The sequence below is a fragment of the Microcystis sp. BLCC-F210 genome, assembly GCF_042134685.1.
In the GTDB taxonomy this organism is placed as follows: Bacteria; Cyanobacteriota; Cyanobacteriia; order Cyanobacteriales; family Microcystaceae; genus Microcystis; species Microcystis aeruginosa_D.
The window spans coordinates 3,713,549-3,736,760 of the sequence record NZ_CP169647.1; the positions used below are offsets into that span (position 1 = coordinate 3,713,549).

General features: G+C 38.9%; 19 protein-coding genes, 1 pseudogene and 1 CRISPR repeat array. Of the genes and pseudogenes, 2 read left to right on the forward strand and 18 right to left on the reverse strand.

The features are described from left to right. Nucleotides 1–131: 131 nt before the first annotated feature. From ACE3JL_RS17895 to cas10, 12 genes are all read right to left on the reverse strand, one after another. A complete protein-coding gene (locus ACE3JL_RS17895) occupies nucleotides 132–332 on the reverse strand; it encodes a hypothetical protein (RefSeq protein ID WP_375328053.1) in 201 nt (66 codons plus the stop codon). After that, on the reverse strand, nucleotides 329–781 hold the full coding sequence (locus ACE3JL_RS17900) for a hypothetical protein (protein ID WP_106908583.1): 453 nt from the start codon (nucleotides 779–781) through the stop codon (nucleotides 329–331). Before ACE3JL_RS17900 ends, ACE3JL_RS17895 begins: the two co-directional genes overlap by 4 nt. 30 nt (nucleotides 782–811) lie before the next feature. Further along, complete coding sequence (locus tag ACE3JL_RS17905; RefSeq protein ID WP_375328054.1) at nucleotides 812–1,300, reverse strand: PH domain-containing protein; 489 nt, start codon at nucleotides 1,298–1,300, stop codon at nucleotides 812–814. Then, nucleotides 1,266–1,913, reverse strand: a complete 648-nt coding sequence (locus ACE3JL_RS17910; RefSeq protein ID WP_375328055.1) for a hypothetical protein — start codon at nucleotides 1,911–1,913, stop codon at nucleotides 1,266–1,268. Before ACE3JL_RS17910 ends, ACE3JL_RS17905 begins: the two co-directional genes overlap by 35 nt. 1 nt (nucleotide 1,914) lies before the next feature. Further along, the gene (locus ACE3JL_RS17915) at nucleotides 1,915–2,496 is read right to left on the reverse strand and encodes a hypothetical protein (protein ID WP_103672869.1); all 582 of its coding nucleotides are present in this window, start codon (nucleotides 2,494–2,496) and stop codon (nucleotides 1,915–1,917) included. Between the two features lie 9 nt (nucleotides 2,497–2,505). Further along, nucleotides 2,506–2,802, reverse strand: coding sequence for a hypothetical protein (locus ACE3JL_RS17920; protein ID WP_375328056.1), 297 nt, complete (start codon nucleotides 2,800–2,802; stop codon nucleotides 2,506–2,508). Further along, nucleotides 2,799–3,437, reverse strand: coding sequence for a hypothetical protein (locus tag ACE3JL_RS17925; RefSeq protein WP_375328057.1), 639 nt, complete (start codon nucleotides 3,435–3,437; stop codon nucleotides 2,799–2,801). Before ACE3JL_RS17925 ends, ACE3JL_RS17920 begins: the two co-directional genes overlap by 4 nt. A gap of 576 nt (nucleotides 3,438–4,013) precedes the next feature. Then, nucleotides 4,014–5,387: direct repeats of the CRISPR family, unit length 35 nt; unit sequence CTTTTAACTTCTTAGCAAGTTTAATTAATGGAAAC. A gap of 322 nt (nucleotides 5,388–5,709) precedes the next feature. After that, a complete protein-coding gene (locus ACE3JL_RS17930) occupies nucleotides 5,710–7,602 on the reverse strand; it encodes an RAMP superfamily CRISPR-associated protein (RefSeq protein WP_375328058.1) in 1,893 nt (630 codons plus the stop codon). Continuing rightward, nucleotides 7,599–7,994, reverse strand: coding sequence for a hypothetical protein (locus ACE3JL_RS17935; protein WP_287627007.1), 396 nt, complete (start codon nucleotides 7,992–7,994; stop codon nucleotides 7,599–7,601). The genes ACE3JL_RS17930 and ACE3JL_RS17935 overlap by 4 nt, the downstream gene beginning before the upstream one ends. Then, nucleotides 7,991–8,908: a type III-B CRISPR module RAMP protein Cmr4 gene (gene cmr4, locus ACE3JL_RS17940; protein WP_375328059.1), complete on the reverse strand. Its 918-nt coding sequence runs from the start codon at nucleotides 8,906–8,908 to the stop codon at nucleotides 7,991–7,993. Before cmr4 ends, ACE3JL_RS17935 begins: the two co-directional genes overlap by 4 nt. Next, on the reverse strand, nucleotides 8,905–10,140 hold the full coding sequence (locus tag ACE3JL_RS17945; protein ID WP_375328060.1) for a type III-B CRISPR module-associated Cmr3 family protein: 1,236 nt from the start codon (nucleotides 10,138–10,140) through the stop codon (nucleotides 8,905–8,907). The genes cmr4 and ACE3JL_RS17945 overlap by 4 nt, the downstream gene beginning before the upstream one ends. 6 nt (nucleotides 10,141–10,146) lie before the next feature. Continuing rightward, a complete protein-coding gene (gene cas10 / locus ACE3JL_RS17950; RefSeq protein WP_375328061.1) occupies nucleotides 10,147–13,143 on the reverse strand; it encodes a type III-B CRISPR-associated protein Cas10/Cmr2 in 2,997 nt (998 codons plus the stop codon). A gap of 248 nt (nucleotides 13,144–13,391) precedes the next feature. Between cas10 and ACE3JL_RS17955 the strand changes: the two genes are divergently transcribed. Then, nucleotides 13,392–13,535, forward strand: a complete 144-nt coding sequence (locus ACE3JL_RS17955; protein WP_375328062.1) for a hypothetical protein — start codon at nucleotides 13,392–13,394, stop codon at nucleotides 13,533–13,535. Between the two features lie 114 nt (nucleotides 13,536–13,649). Here ACE3JL_RS17955 and gltS read toward each other — a convergent pair whose 3' ends face one another. Both gltS and dnaK read right to left on the reverse strand, forming a co-directional pair. Beyond that, nucleotides 13,650–14,858 (reverse strand): sodium/glutamate symporter, encoded by a 1,209-nt coding sequence (gltS, locus tag ACE3JL_RS17960; protein ID WP_271990960.1) that lies wholly within the window; start codon nucleotides 14,856–14,858, stop codon nucleotides 13,650–13,652. 350 nt (nucleotides 14,859–15,208) lie between these two features. Next, nucleotides 15,209–17,113, reverse strand: coding sequence for a molecular chaperone DnaK (gene dnaK / locus ACE3JL_RS17965; RefSeq protein WP_375328063.1), 1,905 nt, complete (start codon nucleotides 17,111–17,113; stop codon nucleotides 15,209–15,211). A 244-nt stretch (nucleotides 17,114–17,357) separates the two neighbouring features. On the opposite strand from dnaK, the pseudogene ACE3JL_RS17970 reads away from it, so the two are divergent. Then, a pseudogene (locus ACE3JL_RS17970) lies at nucleotides 17,358–18,027 on the forward strand (IS30 family transposase); the annotation flags it as partial. Between the two features lie 431 nt (nucleotides 18,028–18,458). On the opposite strand, the gene ACE3JL_RS17975 reads toward ACE3JL_RS17970, so the two are convergent. The 4 genes from ACE3JL_RS17975 to ACE3JL_RS17990 are packed head-to-tail and all read right to left on the reverse strand — an operon-like array spanning nucleotide 18,459 to nucleotide 23,197. Beyond that, nucleotides 18,459–18,620 carry a hypothetical protein gene (locus tag ACE3JL_RS17975; protein WP_271990964.1) on the reverse strand — a complete coding sequence of 54 codons (162 nt, stop codon included), beginning with the start codon at nucleotides 18,618–18,620 and terminating at the stop codon, nucleotides 18,459–18,461. Continuing rightward, nucleotides 18,617–20,842 carry a hypothetical protein gene (locus ACE3JL_RS17980; protein ID WP_375328064.1) on the reverse strand — a complete coding sequence of 742 codons (2,226 nt, stop codon included), beginning with the start codon at nucleotides 20,840–20,842 and terminating at the stop codon, nucleotides 18,617–18,619. Before ACE3JL_RS17980 ends, ACE3JL_RS17975 begins: the two co-directional genes overlap by 4 nt. 10 nt (nucleotides 20,843–20,852) lie before the next feature. Further along, a complete protein-coding gene (locus ACE3JL_RS17985) occupies nucleotides 20,853–21,020 on the reverse strand; it encodes a hypothetical protein (RefSeq protein WP_375328065.1) in 168 nt (55 codons plus the stop codon). Then, a complete protein-coding gene (locus ACE3JL_RS17990) occupies nucleotides 21,017–23,197 on the reverse strand; it encodes a hypothetical protein (RefSeq protein WP_375328066.1) in 2,181 nt (726 codons plus the stop codon). The genes ACE3JL_RS17985 and ACE3JL_RS17990 overlap by 4 nt, the downstream gene beginning before the upstream one ends. Nucleotides 23,198–23,212: the final 15 nt, after the last annotated feature.

Below are 23,212 nucleotides of genomic sequence, written 5' to 3' on the forward strand. Positions count from 1 at the left end.
TGGTGGGCAATCATTTAGGCTATACCATGCAGAATTAATAGAAAAAAGGGATTGGCAATCAAGAAAACTGTGCAATCCCTTAATTGATTTTAAAGCCAAAATTAGACTTTATTTTTTACAACTGTTTTAGTTCAGCTATTGACCAAATTATTTATTGTTGTAGTAGCATTATTTTGCTGAAGAATGACTGGTTTTGGCTGTTTATTAACCATTTGTTGTTGGCGAAGTTTTTTAGTTTTTCTGGCTTTTTGGCGCGGGTTAGAATAGAGGGGATAAAAACGCTTGACGGATGAGCTTTGAGGACGTTCAAGAGCTTTTGACTTTGACTTCATTCAAAGGCATCATCAACATAATCTTCCACAGAGTCATAGACATCAGAAACATAATCTTCAACAGAGTCATAGTAGGATTCCACAGAGGTAGCAAAGGCTTCTCCACCGTTTTGCCAGATTCCCCCACTATCGTTATAGAAATGGTTCCATAGTTCTGAACTATCGCCCTTATGTCCATCGTATTCATTGGCGGTTCCTCTCATTCCTGCGTATTGATGGTTTTCGTCGATTAGATTACCTGAATCATCGTAGAAACACTCTTGTTGTGGACTTTCAGGAGAAGGGTCTTTATTTTCTAAGTATCCCTCCATTCCCCCGTGAAATGCGTATTTGCCAAAGGGATTGTCATAAGAACTCCATATATCTTTATCTTGTAGTTCTGGACTATCTATTGTGCTGGGACAAGAAGTATTAGTCTCACCGTTAGTAGATGTGTTTTGGTCAGCCATATTACTATTTCCTTTTTTTGAGATGATTGATTACTGCCAAGAGCCTGGAATATCAGGTCGATTTCTATGTCGCTCAATGTTGACTTGCTGTTGAAGAATTTCATGCAGCTTCAAGGCATCTGTAAGCGAAATTGCCTGAATAACCACGAGTTTGTTATTTCTATCTGTAGAGTAAATGTAAAGATTTGCTATTCCAAATAAACGATAAAGAAATGGCTTTAAAATGCGTAAATCTGTCACACGAAATAGCCAAACTTCGTCAATTTCTTGGTTAAAAAGTCCCGTAATAATCCTAAACCGTTGAGTTGTGAACATATATTCGGTTCGTTGTAGAGTTAGGTACTGCCAGGCTATAGAAAAAAGAGGAATTATGAAAATTATTCCACGGAGGTTTTTCCAACTTAAAAATACTGACCAAGCTTTAGGTTTCAAGGCCACGATTGGTTTTTCCGGACGAGGAGCATAGCTCGCTCCAAAAGGGGATTCATTCAATTTCATGGTGAGCAGCTCCATTTCCATATTGAAAATCTTCTACTTTTGATTCGCCGTACACAGTAACGATGGAAAACTTGGTTAATTCAAGGCTAAATTTTTTAACCTGTTCCTGCAATTCTTTCAGTCTTTTTTCTAAATCTTGCATTAGCTCTTTTATTCCCATTTCATTCAGTATTTCTTCTATCATATTGCTATCAGCTAATGAACCTGACCAATATGATGATTTTTTTAGTACTGACTTGAATTCCCATTCTAAGTCATTTAATCTGCTGATGGATTTTTCATGATTTCTGACTTGAGATTCAGCAAATTTTAAGTCTTCTTTAACTGTATTTATTGCCAAGAAATAGGAGGGATTTGGAGCGTTAACAGCCCGGGGATAACTGTGTAGAGATTCTGCTTGTTTCCGAATTTCTTCAAGCTTTTTATCTCTCTGTGATAAACAGTTTTCAAAAGACCGTCGGTGGTCTTGCTGAATTAATTTTATGGCTTTATGGAGAGAGCGGCAAGCGACTTTTTGCTGAAGGATTTCAACCATTTTAGATGGTGACAGACTTGCATCTGAGACATAAATACTGGTCAGTTCGTTTAAATCCTGAGAACTCATCTCGTTAATATTTATCAATCTAATATTCATTTTAGACCTCCTCATAATACTGCTGATATTTTTTTCTAAGCTGCTTAAGAGCTTTTGGGTAAACTATAAGATGTCCCTTGAGGATTCCCGTTCCTAAATTTAGTAATCCTGCTAGAATAGGAGCAATAGACATGAACCAGGGCAAATCCTCTCGCTCTAGTAATAAATAAGCACTCACAATAAACTCGGTGATTAGGTAAATGGTACAGCCAAGACGATTAATAATTGATATGACTGATGTTTCTAAGAAAGGTGCTTCAAAAAGTTGGAACAGATAGATATATGTTTCCAGTCTAATTGACCCTAATCGAGTTTGAGTCAGTCTTTCTCTCTGAATATTTATCCAATTTAAGGTCGCTTTCGCGAATCCTTTGAGGCGTTCACGCATATACTCCTCGCTAACTTTGTTGTCGAAAAGAATACAGGCTATCAAGGAAACTGGAATGGCAAACCATATTTTTATATCGTCCCAATCCCCCGGCACTAAAACCATAGCCGTGTTAAAATTTAAAAATGCGATGATGGTCGTGGCAAACAAAGAAAAGAAATTATCTTTCAAAGAAGAGAAAGTACCTCTATCCATAATACTCCTTTAGTACAATTCATCAATTTTAATAAGTTGAGATCGACAAAACTCCGCAGCAGCAACTCTCCTCTGTGCGATCGCATAGCAAGGAAAGCGTTGTAACAGGTCTTCCTGATCCTGGGGATGAAGGTCTTCGGCGATGAGTCGATTGAATTCCTTTGATTGATTGATATTGACTGTTGCTTCCGACTCTGGCCACGGGTTAGATTCTGATTCTCGTTCGGTGTGGCCACTGGCATTAGATACATGGGAACTATTCCAACCGGTGCCCTCAAAGTGAGGGAAACTATCTGATTTGTTCATGGTTTTGCCTCAGCTTTTCTTCTAGTTTCTTGGATAACGTTCTTAATAGCAAATTCCACGTCAGTATGAGCATATGTAACTGGGAGACCCTCCAAAGCAGTTTCGATCTCTAAGCGAAAGGATTCGCCGCCGTTGTTTGTAGCATTCAAAATGAGTACAGATCCCCCTTTTTCAATGACATTTTTAACGGTAGTTCTCCAATCTTGAGGGCAAGGTAATTCCCGCTCGTTGGTCTCTATAAGGACTAACAATACACCAGGTTTTTTTGATGACTGAAAAATTTTATGGGCTGTGCGAACAGCTGGACAGGCCAAAGTTCCCTGTTTTTGGGTGGTTCTTACGGCTCCACACTGTTTTTTCGCATCAGTTGGATTGGTGGGCGTAAGATTTTCAAAAAAGTCCTGCTCGCCATTGACTTGAATAACTTTCAATTCATCACCACGCGAAATGGATTCTGTTATACCCTTACAGGCTTTCTTGGTTGTCGTCTTAAACTCTTCGTTATTTTGTCCACTTATAGATGTGTCTTTTAAGAGAACAAGAGCGATCGGATTCTTTTGTGAACAAGATGGCAAAACGATAAGTATGGAGACAGTCATAAATCGAAGGAACGATCGTTTCAGACTCTTTTTCATAAAATGACAAGGTAATAAAGTTTTCAGACTCAGGGAACTCTATCTTCCCCTGCGTCTTGATTTCGATTCTAGAACCTATCTGAAGAAAAATCGGAGTGCTGATGCGAACACCGAAAGGATGATGAGAGATCAACCCTGAGCAACAAATACAGAGCTACCAGAGTCTGCTGCTATTAAGGTAAAGCAACTAAAATATCGGGAGCATCTCATTTATGCAAGTGAGTAATTATACTTGTCCTAACACTGGTTTCTAGCAAGGCTTTCAAAATAGCTTGACATAAAGATTTAGGGGTTATAAAGGTGAGATGCTCCCGATCGCATAGGCATTAACGTGGAACAAATTCTATTGTTTCATGCCGATGGAATGGGGGGTTTCTCAACATTTTTCGTGGGTTAGACACAATGGCTAAAAATCTAGAGTTTTCGTTGAGGTGCGTCGATGCCTTGCCCAGCAAGGCTTTGAGCCTTATGACTGAGGTAACTATTGCGAATCATTATTAATAATGTCTATGCTTTTCAATATCCCACGAAAAATTGCTGTACAATCCTTATGCAGCCTAGTTTTGCCAAGCTAGTCTTTTAACTTCTTAGCAAGTTTAATTAATGGAAACGACTGAGAGTTCATCTGTTCAGCCACCTTTTGAGCAGCTTTTAACTTCTTAGCAAGTTTAATTAATGGAAACGCGGCGTACCATTTTACAGCACGCATGTTGCCATTGTCTTTTAACTTCTTAGCAAGTTTAATTAATGGAAACTATTAAGCAGAATATACTAACAAACAAAAGCCATTGCATGTTATCTTTTAACTTCTTAGCAAGTTTAATTAATGGAAACGTCCATAAAACGCATGCCAAGCATGCAAATAAAGCTATCTTTTAACTTCTTAGCAAGTTTAATTAATGGAAACTCTTCTTTACCCACCACCGCAGATTGTCGGTGAGGGGGGTCCTTTTAACTTCTTAGCAAGTTTAATTAATGGAAACGATTAGACCGGTCGATATGTTGAGTCCGAGGTCTTTCCACTCGTCTTTTAACTTCTTAGCAAGTTTAATTAATGGAAACGCACTATTGGCCTGTTGTAGCCAATAGTTCTTTTTCTTTTAACTTCTTAGCAAGTTTAATTAATGGAAACTCGAATGTGATAAAAGTCATGACGGAAATATTGGGCTTTTAACTTCTTAGCAAGTTTAATTAATGGAAACCTCCGAGAAGGAGTGCTATTATCATTGTCAAATAGTACCTTTTAACTTCTTAGCAAGTTTAATTAATGGAAACGTGGAAAACTTACGTTTTCATTGTGAAAGTTAGTCTTTATTGCTTTTAACTTCTTAGCAAGTTTAATTAATGGAAACTACTTTTTCTGTTTTTTTCGTTTCTTCAAATAAAAAGAAACTTTTAACTTCTTAGCAAGTTTAATTAATGGAAACCATCTCTAACCTCGCACCGCGATGGTATTGTTTTTGACAACCTTTTAACTTCTTAGCAAGTTTAATTAATGGAAACAGTGCATCTCTTTGTGAGAGAGGTAGTGCCGCTCCTTTTAACTTCTTAGCAAGTTTAATTAATGGAAACAATTCGCCGAGTTCGCGAACGATCCCAGCGATTATTTTGACCCTTTTAACTTCTTAGCAAGTTTAATTAATGGAAACTGTTCGCGATACGATGAATTTGCCTGAAGAAACTTCAGCTTTTAACTTCTTAGCAAGTTTAATTAATGGAAACTCCTTGGCTCTCGCTAGGAAGTGGATTCTTTGAGCTAAGCTAGTCTTTTAACTTCTTAGCAAGTTTAATTAATGGAAACACTATTTATTGCATCCTTGCACAGGGTGATTTCCAACAATACTTTTAACTTCTTAGCAAGTTTAATTAATGGAAACATAAAATCTGCCAGAGTTTTTTCTAGGTCCGGCTTCCCCTTTTAACTTCTTAGCAAGTTTAATTAGGGTCTGCTGAAAAAGTAGGGGCGAAGCATTCGGGCAATAACCTATCGGTGAAACCGGAGATTTTCTATCCGAATGCTTCGCCCCTACAGGACGCGGGCTGATGAAGACGCTAGGTTTTGAAGCACGATTCTCTCAAAATCTTGCACCTGTGGGAGCAAGAAAAGCCACAAAACCCTTACCATGCCTACATTTCACATTTATTCAGCCAGCCCTAATTAATGGAAACGTTTTTGCTAACCAATTGTTAGCTTTAGGAACCCTCCAGACTTTTAACTTCTTAGCAAGTTTAATTTTTAAAAAATCTCTGAGTTGGTTGGCATCGGGCCAATTTACTGAATTTGCATAGGGTTTAATGAGTTTAATTGTTGAATAAATGTAGCGCGATCGCGCTGGTTAACTCCAAAAATTGTTACTGTTTGATAAGGTTCCTGTTGTGGGGGAAAATTAGATTTAATTAACACATAAGAAGGTGTAGAAGCAGTTTCTCCTCGTTGGCTGATTCGTCCGCCAACATTAGCATTTCCATTTCCTTTTTGATTGACACCTTTAAAGCCACTACTATAAAGGAAATCCAGCCCTTCTCCCCGTACTTCTGACCTTAATCCTTCGTTTTGCCAATTCTTGACATCGACAGTTCCAGGATATTTTAAACTAGGACAAGAAATTAAATAAATTTGAGTCTGACTATTCAAAACGTCTTGAGAGCGATTGCCAGGATTTCCGGGAGGGCAATTAGCAGGATCTCCTATGGCAGACTGTAGGGCAAGCAAAGAATCTCTTACCTCTCTAAGAAACTGCTGCCATCGTTCTTGATTACAAGGTAGTTTTTTAGTGTCAACTTCCCAATGGCATCCCCTTAATCCTATTGAATTATTCCAATGCAATGATCGTCTCGATCCTCTCCCAATTCCTGCTAAATGAGAAGATAATTGCAATAACTTTTCTGCTAAGTTGAGAGCATCCTGATTTTTAGCTTCTAGTAGAATATTACCTTCACAAAAATAAGGACGATTGCGATCACCTTCTTCCTCTTCCCAATCTACAGAAATACGAATTAGTCCTTCTTGAGCTTGCGGTTCAATAGTACCAAATAACCTACCTTCTAAATCTTTACATTGCTGCGGTGAATAAATACTTAATCCTACTGCACGAAACCAATAACGCAGGGTCCCTCGCACTGCTACGGGACGAAATTCATTATTTCCCTGATATTGATTATCTTTAGTGGGAGGATTTGCGCCATATATCCCTTGCGTCCATAATTTAAAAGCATGGGAAGAGTGATGAGACAAACTAGAAGCAACAGATGTTCTACCATACCCCGCACTAACCCGCGAACCAATTCCTGCTGATAAAGCTATTTGTAACCAATCTTTGACTGTGCTGACATCTTCTAATTTACCTCTGCTAGTACGAGTCAACCCAATTAAAATCTCAGGTTCTTCCATTGACAACAGATAATGGGGGACAGGTTGATAGCATACTCGGTTATTTTCCCAACTCCATTGAGGATTAGCGATATCTACAGTCAAACAAGGTGCAGTGGGAAAAGCATCAAGAAATTGAACGCAACCGATACCATCCTCTAGTTTCCCCAGAAGTCGATTTACCTCAGCTTCTGGTCGATGTTGTCTTGCCCAAGCTCTTACTACACCTTTTAAACTACTAGAAGGGATATAAGGTACACCATAGACTGGATGAAATACAGGAAGAAGTAACTCCTGAAAACCGCGCATTCCCCCTACACGCAGCCTCCAGGTGAATTCAACAGTCAGAGTTTCATCAGCTAATCGTTTAGTTTTCTCCGTTAATTGTTGGTATAAAGACTGACAAGTTTTATCCGCCGCCGCCGCTTCTATTAGAACTGGTTTAGCTGTGTCATTATTATTAAATAATCGATGATTCAGTGCTTGTAGAGGACTGGTTAATTTCCGACTGGTTGGATTATTTGTTCTTGCTGTCGATCTTGTCATTGCAGTAATGGGGGCAGCGGCTAACTGTCCAACTTTGAAATTAATCTTTTGATTTTTCCAGTGTGGCGGAAACTTGGCTTGTAATTTCTGCCATTTAGCACTTGCTTTTTTTTTCGCTTCTTCATCAGAAAAATAAATAGTTATTTCTGTACCTATTTCTAACTGACTATCTTTATACAAGTCATAAAGAGGATTTTTATCTTTTTGGAGTTTTTCCAAAAATTTCTGCCATTCTTGTTGTGCTGTCATGATTGTTCTGCCTCTCCTAAGACTGCTGGCGACCAAAAAGACCACTCTTTTGCTAATTTAATTGCCAAGTGATTGAGGGCGGTATATTTTCTTAAAGGCATATGAATTAATGTGCCTTGATCATTAACATCAAAATCTGCCTCGCTAAACTCTTTGAGCTTAGTAAGAAATTTTTGATAAACTTTCCCTTTATAGCGTGTATCTTCGGCAGTTCCACCGAGAAATTTTTGCATATCTCCACTAAGTCGATGCAGTCCCCAAGTAGATATATAAGTGCTTAATCCTTGAACTAATCCACTAGCTTTTTTGTGGTAAGTTACTGCTAACTCACTTTTTATTTCAACTAAAGCGTTATGTGCTTGTTTGCTAAATTGACGCGAATCTAATTTCATTTTTGACTTCCTGTAATAGTTTCAGTAGTTTCAATTGTTTTTAGATCGCACCAACCGCGACCTAATCCTTCTAGACCTCCAAATTGTAGTTTATTTTTAAGTAATTCGCTAGTTTTTGCTCGAATATTCTGAGTATTTTCGGTTTGTTTCATAGGTTTCATTCCCCAAGGAAAGAAAAGTACAGTTTCAGGGGGAATGGCTTCTTCCGAGCGAAAAGAACCACCTTTAACAGTTTTTTCGCCTTCATTAAGAGCAACGCGCACTTCTCGCTGCAATCCCGTTTCTACCAAAGCAATACAGTCTTCATCATCCACAATCACTAGCTTTTTCAGAAGCTGATTAATCATCCCATTAGCATTAGTAAGATTTTGAAGAGATTGTGAGATGCTATTAGAATCATTAGTATTTAGTTGCCCTAGGGCATTTTGTTGCAGAATTGCAGTTTGCAAGTAAAGGGGTTCGGGTGTAAAGCTAACTAAAGCTGGTCTTGCTTCTGTAATTTGCTCTCGACAGTTTTGAATCAATTGAGTTAAAGGGGATTTTTGTAACCAACGATTCCAACGTTCTAGCCAGAGAGGACAGGTAATCCAGACTAAGTGATGACTTAAGGATGCGATCGGAAAAAACAGGAGAGTTGCCTCAGCAAACCAAACTTCTCCTTCTGTGGGTTGTTGTCCATCTTTGATTTTTTGACCGAAAAACTGAGAGACTTCTTTTGCTAATGCTTTTTCTTCTTCACTTTGAGGATTGCTCGGTTCTAAGGCAGAGCGAATTTTACCTCTCAAGGAGGAAGCAGGAAGATAGGGAAACTCGGTATGGACTTCGCGGGCGATTCCCATTAAATTACCCTCATCAGCACTTCCGCCCGTGTGTAAAGGGGTCAGCAGATATAGGTATGTTAAATAACTATTCATAATGGTGTATTACCCCATAATAATTTACCATAGTTGAGTTTTTGAAAACTGGTTAACCAATTCCCCGTCGATTCAGGTTTAGGTAAGAGTGCCTCAGTTTCAGATGGAATCTGGTTAAAGATATAGACAGTCCCAGGTGGAACAAAGGCTCGTTGTGGCAATAAAGCAAATTCCTCATCTCCTTTTGTTTCTGAGTTAGGGGATGTGGAAGAAATCTGCGAAGCCGTGCGCTCCTGATTCTCTTTCCCACAGGAAATAACTAACTTGCGCCTAATTTGAGAAACACCACCCCACAATAAAGAACGATCGCTAACACATCCTGCTAAGATGGGTTGCCAATCACAGGGATAAACCCCATAAACGGCTTCCTCCTTAACCGCTAGTCCGGGGGTGAGTAAATAAGCAAAATCACCTGTTGTATTGGTCTTAGGATTAAGCAGTGTTTGATCAGCATCGGACAAAGTAAATGGGATGACAATCGCCCGATGTCCTTCTCCTCCCAACCGGACTACTGTTTTCGCTAACTTTATACTAATTCCCGCTACTAATCGCCAACCTGGTTTAAGACGAATCGCTACTTCAGTAAAATAGCCATCTTCATCTTTTACTTGTCGCTTATCCGCTTGCATTTGAATATGAGGCATGATCTGCACATTCCAAGGATCTTCCTGAAATTGTGTAGGGTCTGTAAGTTCTTTTCCTTGTAGATATTCGCTTAAAGCTTCTGCTGTAATCCAAGGATAGGGACGACAGAAAAATTCTCTTCTGTTCTCTTCTTCAACTAGCTCTCTAAAAGGAGCTACCATTGGAGCTAATCCCGCCTCGTCGAACAACAAATGTTCCCACGCTTCATCGGTTCGATCAACAGGTTGAAGACGTAAAGTTCGATGCCAATCCGAAGCTGTATCGTCTAAATTATCTTCTTCTCTTTCCTCTTCTTTTGTTTCCTCATCTTTTGGCTGACTCTTTTTGCTCCAACTCACTGCAACTAAATCCTTAGGAGTGGGGAAACATAATCTATCTTGGGGACTTAAGAGAAATGGCCCCATAAAATCTAAATCTTTGACATCTTTGGATAAAGTCGAGCGCAATGCTTGAAAAACTGTACTGGGAAACGGGGGAAATAGTCCTTTTGCCCAAGCACTCTCCCCTGGACTAAAAGGTTTAGCTTCCCGAAATAACAATACATCTAAAGGAGTGATCGCATACCAATACATTTGCTGTTCATCCATAGTTTATTACTCCGTTTCTCCCCATTTCATTTGTTGCATCCTTTTGTCATTCCAGAAAGCACTAAACCGCAAAAGATTAGCTAAATCCTTTTCTGTCGTGCCTAAAGGTACTTCTTTTTCAGTTTTATTTTTATTTACTTGATTATAGGTTCTATAAGCCCAGTTTTCCCACTGATCCAACCAATTTAGCAAGTTTTCTTGAATATGAGACTCTAGTGTTTGATCTCGACGGTTGATGATCACTTGTGCGGCTTTTCTCAATAAGCGATCGCTTTCAGTAACACAAGCATGACGTGGTAATTCTTCGGCTAATCGATAGAACAACGCACTCAAATCGTGCTGATCATACTGCATAAAATTCCACCATAAGTCTAATAACTCCCCTTTCATCAAGGCTTCTAAAGTATTACCCGAACCATAAATCACCCGAAAACAGAGTCCATCTTTTCCATATAACTTTTTAGCACGGTCTTTTTCAGCCGTCCACAGGCTTTCTAATACGGTAGGAAGAGGTACACTTTTATGAGCGATAACAATGCCTAGACTCATGGTTGCCCCATCTCCCATCGTAAAATAGGGACGTTGTTGTAATCCTTGCAGAGTTTGTTTAGGAGTCCAGTAACCCCCCTCTGTGCTGAATTCTCTTTCTGGATCTGGGTCAGCACACCAAGCAGCACGGAGCGATCGCAAATATCCCGGTAAATCTGCTAGAGGTAACACGGCCATCACATCATCACCGCCACTATAGACGACTTTACCACAATAACGTTCTTCCGTAAGGTAGGGTACTAAGCGATTAGAAAAGTCTAATAAGGCGCGATTTAACCCGACATGGGTTGCTGGCCCCATGCGTTTTTGCGTTGCTAGTAAATCTGGGTAATCTTGATGATTTTTGACATTTTCTGCGATCGCATCTGTGATTAAATACTCTTTGTATTTCTTTAATTTTGACCCAGAGACATATTTCCCCATCCCATCCCCATCACCGAGGACAATTACCCACCAATCGGCTGGACTTCCTTCGCCAAATTTTGCTTTTTTGTGCGCTTCTTCAACTAAACTTCTTAATGTTGCTGTTTCTTGAGCGTTACAATTCATGTCATCAGCTAACCATTTACTGGAAAACATGACTCCATTAAAATTCTGTCCATTCCTATTTTCTGCATTAATTTGCCGATCAACTTTTGATATCTGATAAGGACGACCACGAGTACGGGAGGCAAAAGTGTCTGCTTTGTTAGGCAATTGTTGGTTAATAAGCGTGTTAAGACAATTCCAATAGTTGCGTGTTTTTTGTCCTCCTTTTTTAAAATCTTCGTAAGCAAATCTTGCAGCAGCAATAGAACTTAAATTAGGAAAACGAATTAAATTATCGTAGTTAGTATCATCTTCTTGCCCTAGATTAATTCCCAAAGATTCAGCAACTCCCCCATATCGCCAAGCCATGCGTTTTGTTAATTCGATCGCATTCAATTTTTCTGAGCCATTAAATAACCCTGGATAAACTTCAGCCATTAATCGCCAAAATAGACGCATTGATCGCGCCGAAAGTCCACCTCCATTTTTAAACTGCCCGTGATAATGTAATTGGGGATGGACTGCGCTAAACTGACCCGATAAAGTGGAACGTTCCCCAGGTGCTGTAGGAATTGCCCAAGTGCGAGTATTTTTTACGGCTTGAATAGACTGTCCCAAACGAGCTTGTAATGCCCCCCACCAAGTACCAGTATTTATCTGTTCGTAAAGGTTTTCTTCGGCTGTTGTAGGTAGAGATTCAGCTAAATGAGAAGGGGCGATCGCATTTTGCGATTGTTTCCATTGCTGATAATTTTCCTCTGTAGGATTAATAGTTAAGGGCTGGTCTGGATTGCCTAGAGGCATTGCAGTCCAGTAAGTTTCCCAAGTTTTCTCTATTTGTGCTTCCCAGAGTTTATTCCACTCCCAACAACTACCATGATGTCCTATCTGCCATTTTTTTAAATCTCGTTTACATATTTCTTGTTCGCTTAAAAACTCTTTTAATAATATTTCATCTATTTTCTGCTGATTTTTAGTATCTTTAAGAAACTCTAGGGTTCGTTTTTTGATATCTTCCCTAACTTTTTTGGCAATCTCTGACCATTCTTCTATTAAACATTTTTTTAATTTCTCTCCCAATTCTCTAGCTGCTTCTTTACCAGGAACTAAAGCCATAATCACATTAGGAAATCCAGCCGTACTTAAACTTGTAGAGATGCCATTATCAAATCTACCAACTGGAGATGTTCCGTCTTGAAAAGAAGCAAAATTAGCTGCAAAATCTGGATATTTTTTAACAATTAAAGCATCGATAATTTCTTGACTCCAAAGAGAAGGAGTAATCACAGCATCAGACCCATAAGTTTCGGCAATATACCAACAGAGTTTAACACTGAGATAATGCAGTAGATAGGAACCTGCCCAAAAATCGACAAATTTTCGGGATGCTTTAATAAATTCTTGTACTGGGGAGAAGGTAAAGAGAAAAAGATAGGGATGTTGGGATTTACCTCCTTCTTGCCAATGTTCGGGATACATCGCCCCAACTAGAGCGGAAACGGTACTTTTGTAGCTATGTAGGGGACAATCAGGAAGGATGCTGTGAGCAGGATAGAGGAAAAAATCATTCTGGTTTTGTCGGATGAGTTCGGGATAAAATCGCCAAAACCACCAAAATAGTTTTTCTATATCTGTTTCTGAGGTAATCTCTGCGGGAATTTCTGGTCGTGAGTCTTGTGAAGTAATATTTCGAGTTTGTCCACTGATGGGATGTTTCACGCTATTAATATTAGTGCCTTGAGCCTCTCCTAGATTAACGCGATCAGAGGAACTAGCTATTTGCTGGGGTAACTCTTCTATCTGTCCTTGTAACTCTTCTGGGTGAATAGACTGTAATTGTTGCAAAATAGATTTGTGTTCTAGCAAGGCACAAAGTTTACGAAAATAGAAATTTCTTGAATTAATAGGGGACTCTGATTCTGGCATAATCATAAATTGCTAAGGCCTCTCTTTAAACTTTATCACGAAAACGAAAATAGTTAAGCAAAATAATTGATTAACTATCGCATCTGACAGGGGGACAAGCTAATAACCTAGAGAGCATCTCATTTATGCCAGTGAGTAATTATACTTGTCCCTAAAACTGGTTTCTAGCAAGGTTTTCAATAGCTTGACATAAAGCTTAATTTAGGGGTTACAAAAGGTGAGATGCTCCCTGTTAACCCCGTTTCCTTATGGGAGCATTCTTGAGACGACTAGCACTTAACGCTCTTAACCAAGAATCGACTTACCGACGTAGTCTAGCACAAAAAAGTAAACGGGCGGCCATGGATAATAACTATATAATGGCTGTGCTAAAAGCCTTTTGTCAAGCCTAATTGAAATGCTCTTACCCTGGCCGTATTATTCCGATTTTACTGCAAGCTTTTGCCAATCTTGTCGAAAAAGATTAGTCAACTTTCTTTAATAATTACTTGATTTGGCGAAAATTTTTAAGTCAGAAAATTTAAAAATTGCTGGATGATAAAAGCATTAAACAAATCAATAAAAAATGCCCCCACCAAAGGAACAATAATAAATGCCTGGGGAGAAGCGCCAAAATGTTCCGTCACCGCGGTCATATTGGCGATCGCTGTGGGAGTTGCCCCTAGAGTTAAACCCAAATAACCGGCGCAAACTACTGAAGCATGATAGTTTTTTCCCATTAAGGGAAAGACCAATAAAACAGTATAAATAATACTGAGTGAGAACTGCACTAATAACAGGATAGCAATCGGTCCGGCCAAATCAATCAATGTCCATAATTGTAAACTCATCAAGGACATAGATAGGAACAAACCGAGACTAACATCAGAAATTAAGGCTAAAGAGGGCGTATTAGCAGGCCAAGGAAAGCGTTTCAATAGCAAAGGTACGGTATTAGTCAGGATAATTCCTGCCAATAAACAGCTGACAAAATCTGGTAATTTTAAACCGAGGGTAGTTACCCAGTAGTTAATCTGAATACCCAAACCGATAGTTAAACCAATCACCAAGATTGAATGGAGCATTGTATTGTAATCGATATTAACATTCCTCTGGCTTTGTTTAATTCCCACCGTTAAATCTTGGTCTTGATTATTGGCTCGCAGTCGATTTCTCGTAATTAACCATCGAGCCACCGGTCCGCCAATAATTCCCCCTAAAACTAGCCCAAAAGTAGCACTAGCTACACCAATTTCTGATGCTTTGACGATGTCATAATTATCACGAAAAATAGGAGCCCAAGCAATGGCAGTCCCGTGACCCCCACTCAAAGAAACGGAACCAGCAATCAAACCGATGGGTAAATCTAATCCCATCACTTTTGCCACTCCTAGACCGGCTAAATTTTGTAGAATGAGATAAACCACGGCAGTTATCAATAAAATTAGCAAGGGTTTCCCCCCTTGCAGCAGGGTTTTTAGTTTTGAGGACAGACCGATAGTAGTAAAAAAAACGATTAACAGGGCATCCCGAACATTAAGGCTAAATTCAATTTGCCATTTAAAAACAGCAAAAAATAGACCGAAAAATAAGGAAGCCAAGACACCACCAGCAACGGCATCAGGAATGTTATAATATTGTAGAAATTTGATATTTTTGCTTAAATACTTACCGAGATAGAGGACTAGAATAGCAATAATAATTGTCTGGCGTTCGCTAAATTGGTAAATTTCCATTTTCTTAATCTTAGTCCTCCAAGATGGTTTACTTAGGGTTTGCTGAAAAAGCTTTTCCTGGGGGCAGGGTGTGGGGTGTGGGGTGTGGGGTTTTACCGATTTTGAGGTAGTCAGTTGCCTAATTTTCAGGGAAAAAGTCCAGGGATTTTGCCCCCGATCCCCGCAATGGCTGGCACTTTTTGAGGGAAAAAAAGTCTAAAAGTCTTATCCAACAAGGTTTTTAGATTTATTCAGCAAGCCCTACCTAAGTTTAGTCCTAATTTTCGGTGACAGACTTATCTTTAAGAAAGCTGCAACAAAAAAAGGACACAAGTTACCTTGTGTCCTTCCCGAAGCTAAGAACTTAATTTTTATTTAGCGTCGGAGAATTCCGCATCGATGACATCATCGCCACCACCAGCACCACCAGAGGGGCCATTATCATCATTGCCACCAGTGGGATTACTAGGGACTCCTTGCTGATACATACTGCTACCGATCGCGTAGAGGGCTTGTTGTAATTCCGGTAAGATGGTTTTGATCTTACCATCATCCTCTTGGGCGATCGCCTCTTTCAGATCTTTAACCAACGCTAGGGCTTTATTTTTCTCGGATAGAGGAACCTTATCGCCCAACTCGGCTAACTGCTTCTCTGCTTGATAAACCAAGGAATCAGCTTGATTTTTACGTTCAATGCGTTCACGACGTTCTTTATCGGCCGAGGCGTTCGATTCTGCCTCATTAACCATACGTTCCACTTCATTTTGGGGCAAGGTAGAAGCGCCGGTGATGCTGATCGATTGTTCTTTTCCTGTACCTTTATCCTTAGCGGTGACATTTAAAATACCGTTAGCATCGATGTCGAAAACCACTTCAATTTGAGGCACACCACGAGGAGCAGGAGGGATGCCATCGAGTCGGAAAGTTCCCAAACTCTTGTTATCTTTGGCCATTTCCCGTTCCCCTTGCAGGACGTGGATTTCCACGTTAGTTTGTCCATCTACTGCTGTGGAGAAAACTTCCGATTTTTTGGTGGGAATAGTGGTGTTGCGGGTAATAATCCGCGTCATCACACCGCCGAGGGTTTCCACACCCAAAGACAAGGGCGAAACATCCAGCAGAAGAATATCTTTGACTTCACCGGCGAGGACACCACCTTGAATAGCAGCGCCTACGGCTACCACTTCATCGGGGTTAACGCTTTGGTTAGGATCTTTGCCCAGAACTTTTTTAACTAATTCCTGGACGGCGGGAATCCGGGTTGAACCACCGACGAGAACCACTTCATCGAGGGCAGATTTATTGATTTTGGCATCACGGATGGCGTTTTCGACGGGAATCCGACAGCGATCTATTAAATCGGCGCAAATTTCCTCAAATTTAGCTCTGGTTAACGTGGTATCTAGGTGTTTTGGCCCTTCGGCAGTAGCGGTGATGAAGGGCAGGTTAATTTCCGCTTGGGTAACGCTAGAAAGCTCAATTTTGGCTTTTTCTGCCGCTTCTGTGAGACGTTGCAGAGCCTGTTTATCTTGACGGAGATCTATTCCTTCAACTTTTTTGAATTCTCCGGCTAAGTAATCAACGATTTTTTTATCGAAGTCATCACCACCAAGATGAGTATCTCCAGAGGTGGCAAGAACTTCAAAGACACCATCACCGACTTCTAGAACCGATACGTCAAAGGTTCCCCCACCCAAGTCAAAAACGAGAATGGTTTCGTTAGCTTTTTTGTCTAATCCGTAGGCAAGAGAGGCGGCGGTGGGTTCGTTGATAATGCGGAGAACTTCAATCCCGGCAATTCTTCCGGCATCTTTGGTGGCTTGACGTTGGGAGTCATTAAAATAAGCGGGTACGGTGATGACTGCTTGGGTAACGGTTTCGCCGAGGTATTTACTGGCATCTTCCACCAGTTTCCGCAGTACCTGGGCGGAAATTTCTTCGGGGGCGAATTGTTTGCCCTGGGCGGGACAGTCTAATTTAACGTTGCCGTTGCCGTCCTGGAGAGTTTTGTAGGATACTTCTGTGGCTTCGTTGGTAACTTCGTTGAATTTCCGGCCGATGAAGCGTTTGACGGAATAAAAAGTATTTTGCGGGTTCATTACCGCTTGACGTTTGGCGATTTGTCCTACTAGGCGCTCGCCATTTTTGGCGTAGGCGACGACTGAGGGCGTGGTTCTAAACCCTTCGGCGTTGGCGATAACGGTGGGTTTGCCCCCTTCCATAACCGCAACGCAGGAGTTAGTCGTCCCTAAGTCAATTCCAACTACTTTTCCCATAATCTTTGTGCTGCTCCGATACAACTATAGTGATTTCTAGAATCGGAACTGTACTCGGTTTTTAGGTGATACCCACCCCTATCAGTTCCTTCGTTATCTCTATAGTGCAAAACAACCTCGCTTTCTCGATAGTGTAGGTATCCGAACCTTTTTGGTAGTATTGCTCATGTCAGTTCCCCATCAAAGAGTTAGGGGTGAAGGAAAGGAGTTAGAAGGAAGACAAACTCTTATTTCTCACCTCTCCATGCTTTCTCCCCTTCTTAGTCAAGAGGGGAATTTATCTCAACGGCAAATGGCCGTCTGGCTCGGATGTCATCAAAGCACGATATCACGAGAATTAAGAAGGAATCAAAGTTTTCTCAGCTGCTATCTACCTAACATAGCACAAGCTGAAAGCGAGACGTGCCGAAAAAATGCCAAACAACCCTTTAAAAATGTCAGCGAGTCGGCCTTAGAGTTGGTGAAATAAGGATTGAAAAATTATCATAGTCCCGAACAAATAGCAGGTCATCTGAAAAAAGCTGGTCAAGAATAGCTCAGTCATGAAACCATCTATCAAATGATCTATCAAAACTACCCTTGACTGTGGAAAATATCAAGAATACCTACGTCAAGGACAAGGAAAAAGAAGGAGTCAAAATGGAGCAAAAAGTAAGCGTGGAGGGATTCCAATGCGTTTAGATATTAGCGAGCGACCAGCAATTGCTGACCAGAAAACCGAAATCGGTCATTGGGAAAGTGACACAATGATTGGAGGCAATCATCTAGGAGTTCTCGTTACATATATGGAGAAAGCCTCAAAATTTTTAGTAGCAGGATTAGCCAAAAACAAAACCGCATCGGAAATCAAGAGAGTCACTGAAAAACTTTTTCAAGAGATTCACCCTGACAAAAGAAAAACCTTTACTTGTGATACTAAATCCGTTGAGTATAGGTAACCTATCAGGATAGGCGGCTCTTCTCGACTTTGTGTGATAATTTTTGCTTATGGAATCGTGAAATGTTGACTGAGAAGGACTTTTACGACTATTTTGCCGAAGAAACTATCAGCATAGGCTTCGTTTCCACACATAAACCAGAATAGCCGATAGGCACTCATGCAAGAGGCAAAAGGGGGAATAAATAATCAGTTTTTAATAACTAGATTTAGTATGATTTGAGAGATGTTTTCTGCATAATTGTTCAGTTAAAAAATACCGTTTAATTCCTTGGCTCTCTTAGGTTTGGTGGGCAAAATGTATTCTAAGATACAGTCCCGCTGGCGAGCGAGTGAAAGAAACCACAAAGACACAAAGGACACAAAGATTGAGCGATCATATTGTAAGTTAAACTTATCACACAGAACCTAGAAGAGCCATTCCTTTTCATCGGGGTGAATCCAATCAAAAATATCTTGGATTAATTTTTTACCGTCTCGCTGGGGTTGCCATCTGGTTATAGAACTGATTTTGCCAGAATCAGTGATAAAAATTGGCATATCTCCAGTGCGATTTTCGGAAAAAGTCATGAACCAGTGTCAACTTCCCAAAGAGGTGTTACCTTTATTTCTGGGGAGAATAGCAGAGGATTACTGACAGAAAAGCTAAAAGATTTGACTTGTGGTGGTAATTTTCCTTGAAAAAATGCCATTAATTCCTGATCATTTCTTGGTAAGTGACTAAGAATAACTCCATTAGCTGAATTATCTTGAACAAAGCGAAAATTGCCTTGAGTTCCATCGAGATAATTAACGTTAATTATTACGGGAGGGATTCTAAAGAGTTGTTTGACTATTTTACCCAACCAAGAATATTCAAATTTAACTTGAACACGAGTAATCCTACTATTACGAGTAGGTAATTCATAGACTTGATCCCAAGTAATGTTAGTAGTCTCTCCTAGAGGGGTTGGACTGCAACGACTGACTTTTTGTTTTTCTAGAAGATAAAAGTTGGTTTTGATTGCGGGGACTTGGAAGGGCGAATTTACCGAGTCAAGTTGATAATTACAAACCACATAGGAAAAGGCTTTAGGTTCATCAAAAAAAGGATGTCTGCCATCAATAGCTTGAAAGTGATAAATCAGATAATCTCTGGGAGATTGAGATAAGCTTTGATAATTTAGTTCATCCAGTTTTTCTGTATAAGCAGAATAGGATTGAATAATCGGCCGCGGTTTCCAATTAAGCTGATTGCCCGGAATAAGTGAAAATTCCCAGGGAATTATATCAATAGTTTTACCTTGCACTTTTTCCAGCACAGAATCGGGTATTTTGGTAGCGGTAGCAATGACTTGTAAATTTTTAGTTGTACTCCTTTCACCTCGCATTTTTAATTCTGTGGGATTAAGCATAGAGGAAATGACAACCCCAATATTATTAGCCACTCTATCGGGACTGAAATTACTCCACTGGCGAGCATTTTCCAATATAGTCCAATTAGGACTAGAGGTAATAATAATACATCCCAAAAAAATTATTCCCCAAGCACAATAAGCAATTTTCTTAAACCGAGATTTTTTAATAATTGTTGTATAGAGAGAAGCTAAGAGAATAACCACAAGTGTAAAAACAACAACGTGAGCATCTTGCCTAACGAATCCATGCTTAAATGATAAAAACACAGGAAAAATATAGGCAATAGCCAGACTAATTTTTTGATCCATAATTGCCAGCGACATTAAAAGCAAACTTAAGGCAAAGCAGAGCAAAGCAATTAGTAAATGTGGGTAATTTCCTACAATACTCATCGCAGTAGAATAACCAGAAGAAATTTGCCAAGAATTGCTTAAATATCCCATGAGAGAGGGAAAACTATTTAGATTAATTGTTTGGAGGAGAAGTAACCCATAAAGCCCATAAAATACTAACAGAGGTAACAAGTTAAGTAAGTGATTCTGATTAAATAGAAGATAGATTTTGCCTTTGATCCCCCCTGCATCCCTTAATAAGGGCGGTGCCGATAGGCGGGCAGATCTGACGATAAACCAGAGAGTTAAAGCCACTCCTCCAGCAATGCAAAGATTAACTATAATGTGGATAAAGGCTCGGTTATAAGACGCTGGATGGAGAAAAATAAAGGCGATGGAAGGAATGGTTAAAGTTAAGTTGATACTGGCGATAATATTTTTTATAACTATCGATGATGACTTCTGAAAATATCCCCGAACAATATTAACGATTATGTAGATAAACAGGCTGCCCGCTAGATAAATTCCTAAAGTTAGTTTCGTGAGTATAGAGAACCCAGTGATCATGCCAATAGCTATAGCTAAATAGTTGATGTACTTTTGAAAAAAGTTATCAAAAGACATTAGTATCAGGAGGATAAATATCATCTGATAATCAACGGTAAAGCCGATACTGTTGTAGGGATTTCCTACTAGAGTAGCAAAAATAATTGACAGCACAAAAACTATTTGATTGCTATAGCTTTTAATAAATAATAATCTGAGAATAACCACCGCTAATAGACAAAGGTGTATCAACCAGCGAAAATAGATAATTTGGGAAAAGTTGTGGTTTAAAGATGTGCCATGAACCAGATAGCCTAGGGGTCCATAGGTGAAGATAATATCTTGGCCAAAAATTAACTGTTTATGGGCAGCATCACTAATGGCAAAAGCCCAAGAAGCATCTAAACCAATTTCTAGCCAATCAATAATAGGCAAATTTGCCAAAAAAAAGTAAGCGGTAATGATAATTAGTATTCCCTTGACGACTACAGGTGATTTGAGAGATGTTTTCTGCATAATTGTTCAGTTAAAAAATACCGTTTAATTCCTTTTCATCGGGGTGAATCCAATCAAAAATATCTTGGATTAATTTTTTACCGTCTCGCTGGGGTTGCCATCTGGTTATAGAACTGATTTTGCCAGAATCAGTGATAAAAATTGGCATATCTCCAGTGCGATTTTCGGAAAAAGTCATGAACCAGTGTCAACTTCCCAAAGAGGTGTTACCTTTATTTCTGGGGAGAATAGCAGAGGATTACTGACAGAAAAGCTAAAAGATTTGACTTGTGGTGGTAATTTTCCTTGAAAAAATGCCATTAATTCCTGATCATTTCTTGGTAAGTGACTAAGAATAACTCCATTAGCTGAATTATCTTGAACAAAGCGAAAATTGCCTTGAGTTCCATCGAGATAATTAACGTTAATTATTACGGGAGGGATTCTAAAGAGTTGTTTGACTATTTTACCCAACCAAGAATATTCAAATTTAACTTGAACACGAGTAATCCTACTATTACGAGTAGGTAATTCATAGACTTGATCCCAAGTAATGTTAGTAGTCTCTCCTAGAGGGGTTGGACTGCAACGACTGACTTTTTGTTTTTCTAGAAGATAAAAGTTGGTTTTGATTGCGGGGACTTGGAAGGGCGAATTTACCGAGTCAAGTTGATAATTACAAACCACATAGGAAAAGGCTTTAGGTTCATCAAAAAAAGGATGTCTGTCATCAATAGATTGAAAGTGATAAATCAGATAATCTCTGGGAGATTGAGATAAGCTTTGATAATTTAGTTTATCCAGTTTTTCTGTATAAGCAGAATAGGATTGAATAATCGGCCGCGGTTTCCAATTAAGCTGATTGCCCGGAATAAGTGAAAATTCCCAGGGAATTATATCAATAGTTTTACCTTGCACTTTTTCCAGCACAGAATCGGGAAGTTTTAGTCGATTATTTAACTTAACTAAATTTTCGCTCGTAATCCTTTGAACCTCTGCTTGAAATTTATTGTTATCGAGCAGTAAAACAACAATATTTATGTTATTGGCTACTTTGGCAGGATTGAGTTTACTAAATTGATAATTTCTAAGAGTTGAAATAACGACACAAGATAGTAATAAGATTAAGTAGGTAATGTATAATTTTGGTTTATTTTTAACTGGATTATCGTCAATTTTGATCAAGTACAATGAGATAATTAGCAAGACAATAATACAGAACAGCACTACATGGGAATCCTGACGAACAAATCCGTGCTTAAATCCTAAAAATAGAGGAAATAGCAGGGCAATACTTAGGCTGGTTGAACCACTATTGTACAGACGAAACAGCAGATTTATTATCACTGCACAACATAATATTGCTAAGAGAGCATTTATATCTCTGATCAAGGATATAAATGCTCTCTTAGAACCTGTAAGACTCATGGCACTGGAATAACCTGAAGATATTTGCCAAGAATTGAGTATATATTCATATAAAGAAGGAAAGTTATTTGATGAAAAACTTTGAATTAATGAAGTTGTATAAAACAGATAAAAAACTAGATAAGGTAATAATTTTTTTAAAAATGTTGTCAGCCTTGTTTTATTCAAAATTTTATCAATAACAAAAGCTACTATTCCAGAAATTATAAAATTAACCAATAGTTGTGTTAAAACTGTTATTGATTGCCCAGAATATAAAAAAATACTAGCAACGGAAATAGCGATTAAAGTAAAGTTAAACAGGCATTGAATATATTTACTCAAATTCTTTAGTTTTTGTTTTCTATAGGCTAGGTAAAAGCTGGAAAATAAAAAGAGATAAAAAGTACCCGCTATATAAATTCCCAAGGTTAACTTAGTTAAAATAGCTAACCCAGTAAACATACCTACTATAATAGAATTTACTTGTAAATATTTTACAAAAAATTTCTCAAAACTTAAAGCCAGTAAAAATATAGAAAATATTTGATAATCTGTAGTAAATCCTATAGTATTGCTGTAATGAATTCCTAGAACAAATATAAAAATAAAATTAATTAATATCAATACTTTAAGACTATTTTTTTGTAACTTTATAATCCTTAAAATCAATAATCCTAATAGGACAAAATGAACTGCAAATCTGAAAAGTATAATTTGCTTAAAATTGCTAGATAAAGCAGCTCCTTGAGTTAAATATCCCAGAGGACCATAGGTAAAAACTATCTCTTTTCCAAAAACTAACTTTTCCTTGGCTGCTTGACTAATTCCGTAAGACCAAGAAGCATCTAATCCAGGATTTATTAAGTGTATCGTCGGCAAAAATGCCAAAAATAAGTAAGTCAGAGTTAGACTAATAATTAAATTAAAAACAATTGTTTTTGAAGTAAGTATTTTGGGGATTTGCATAGCTTTATTTCCAGA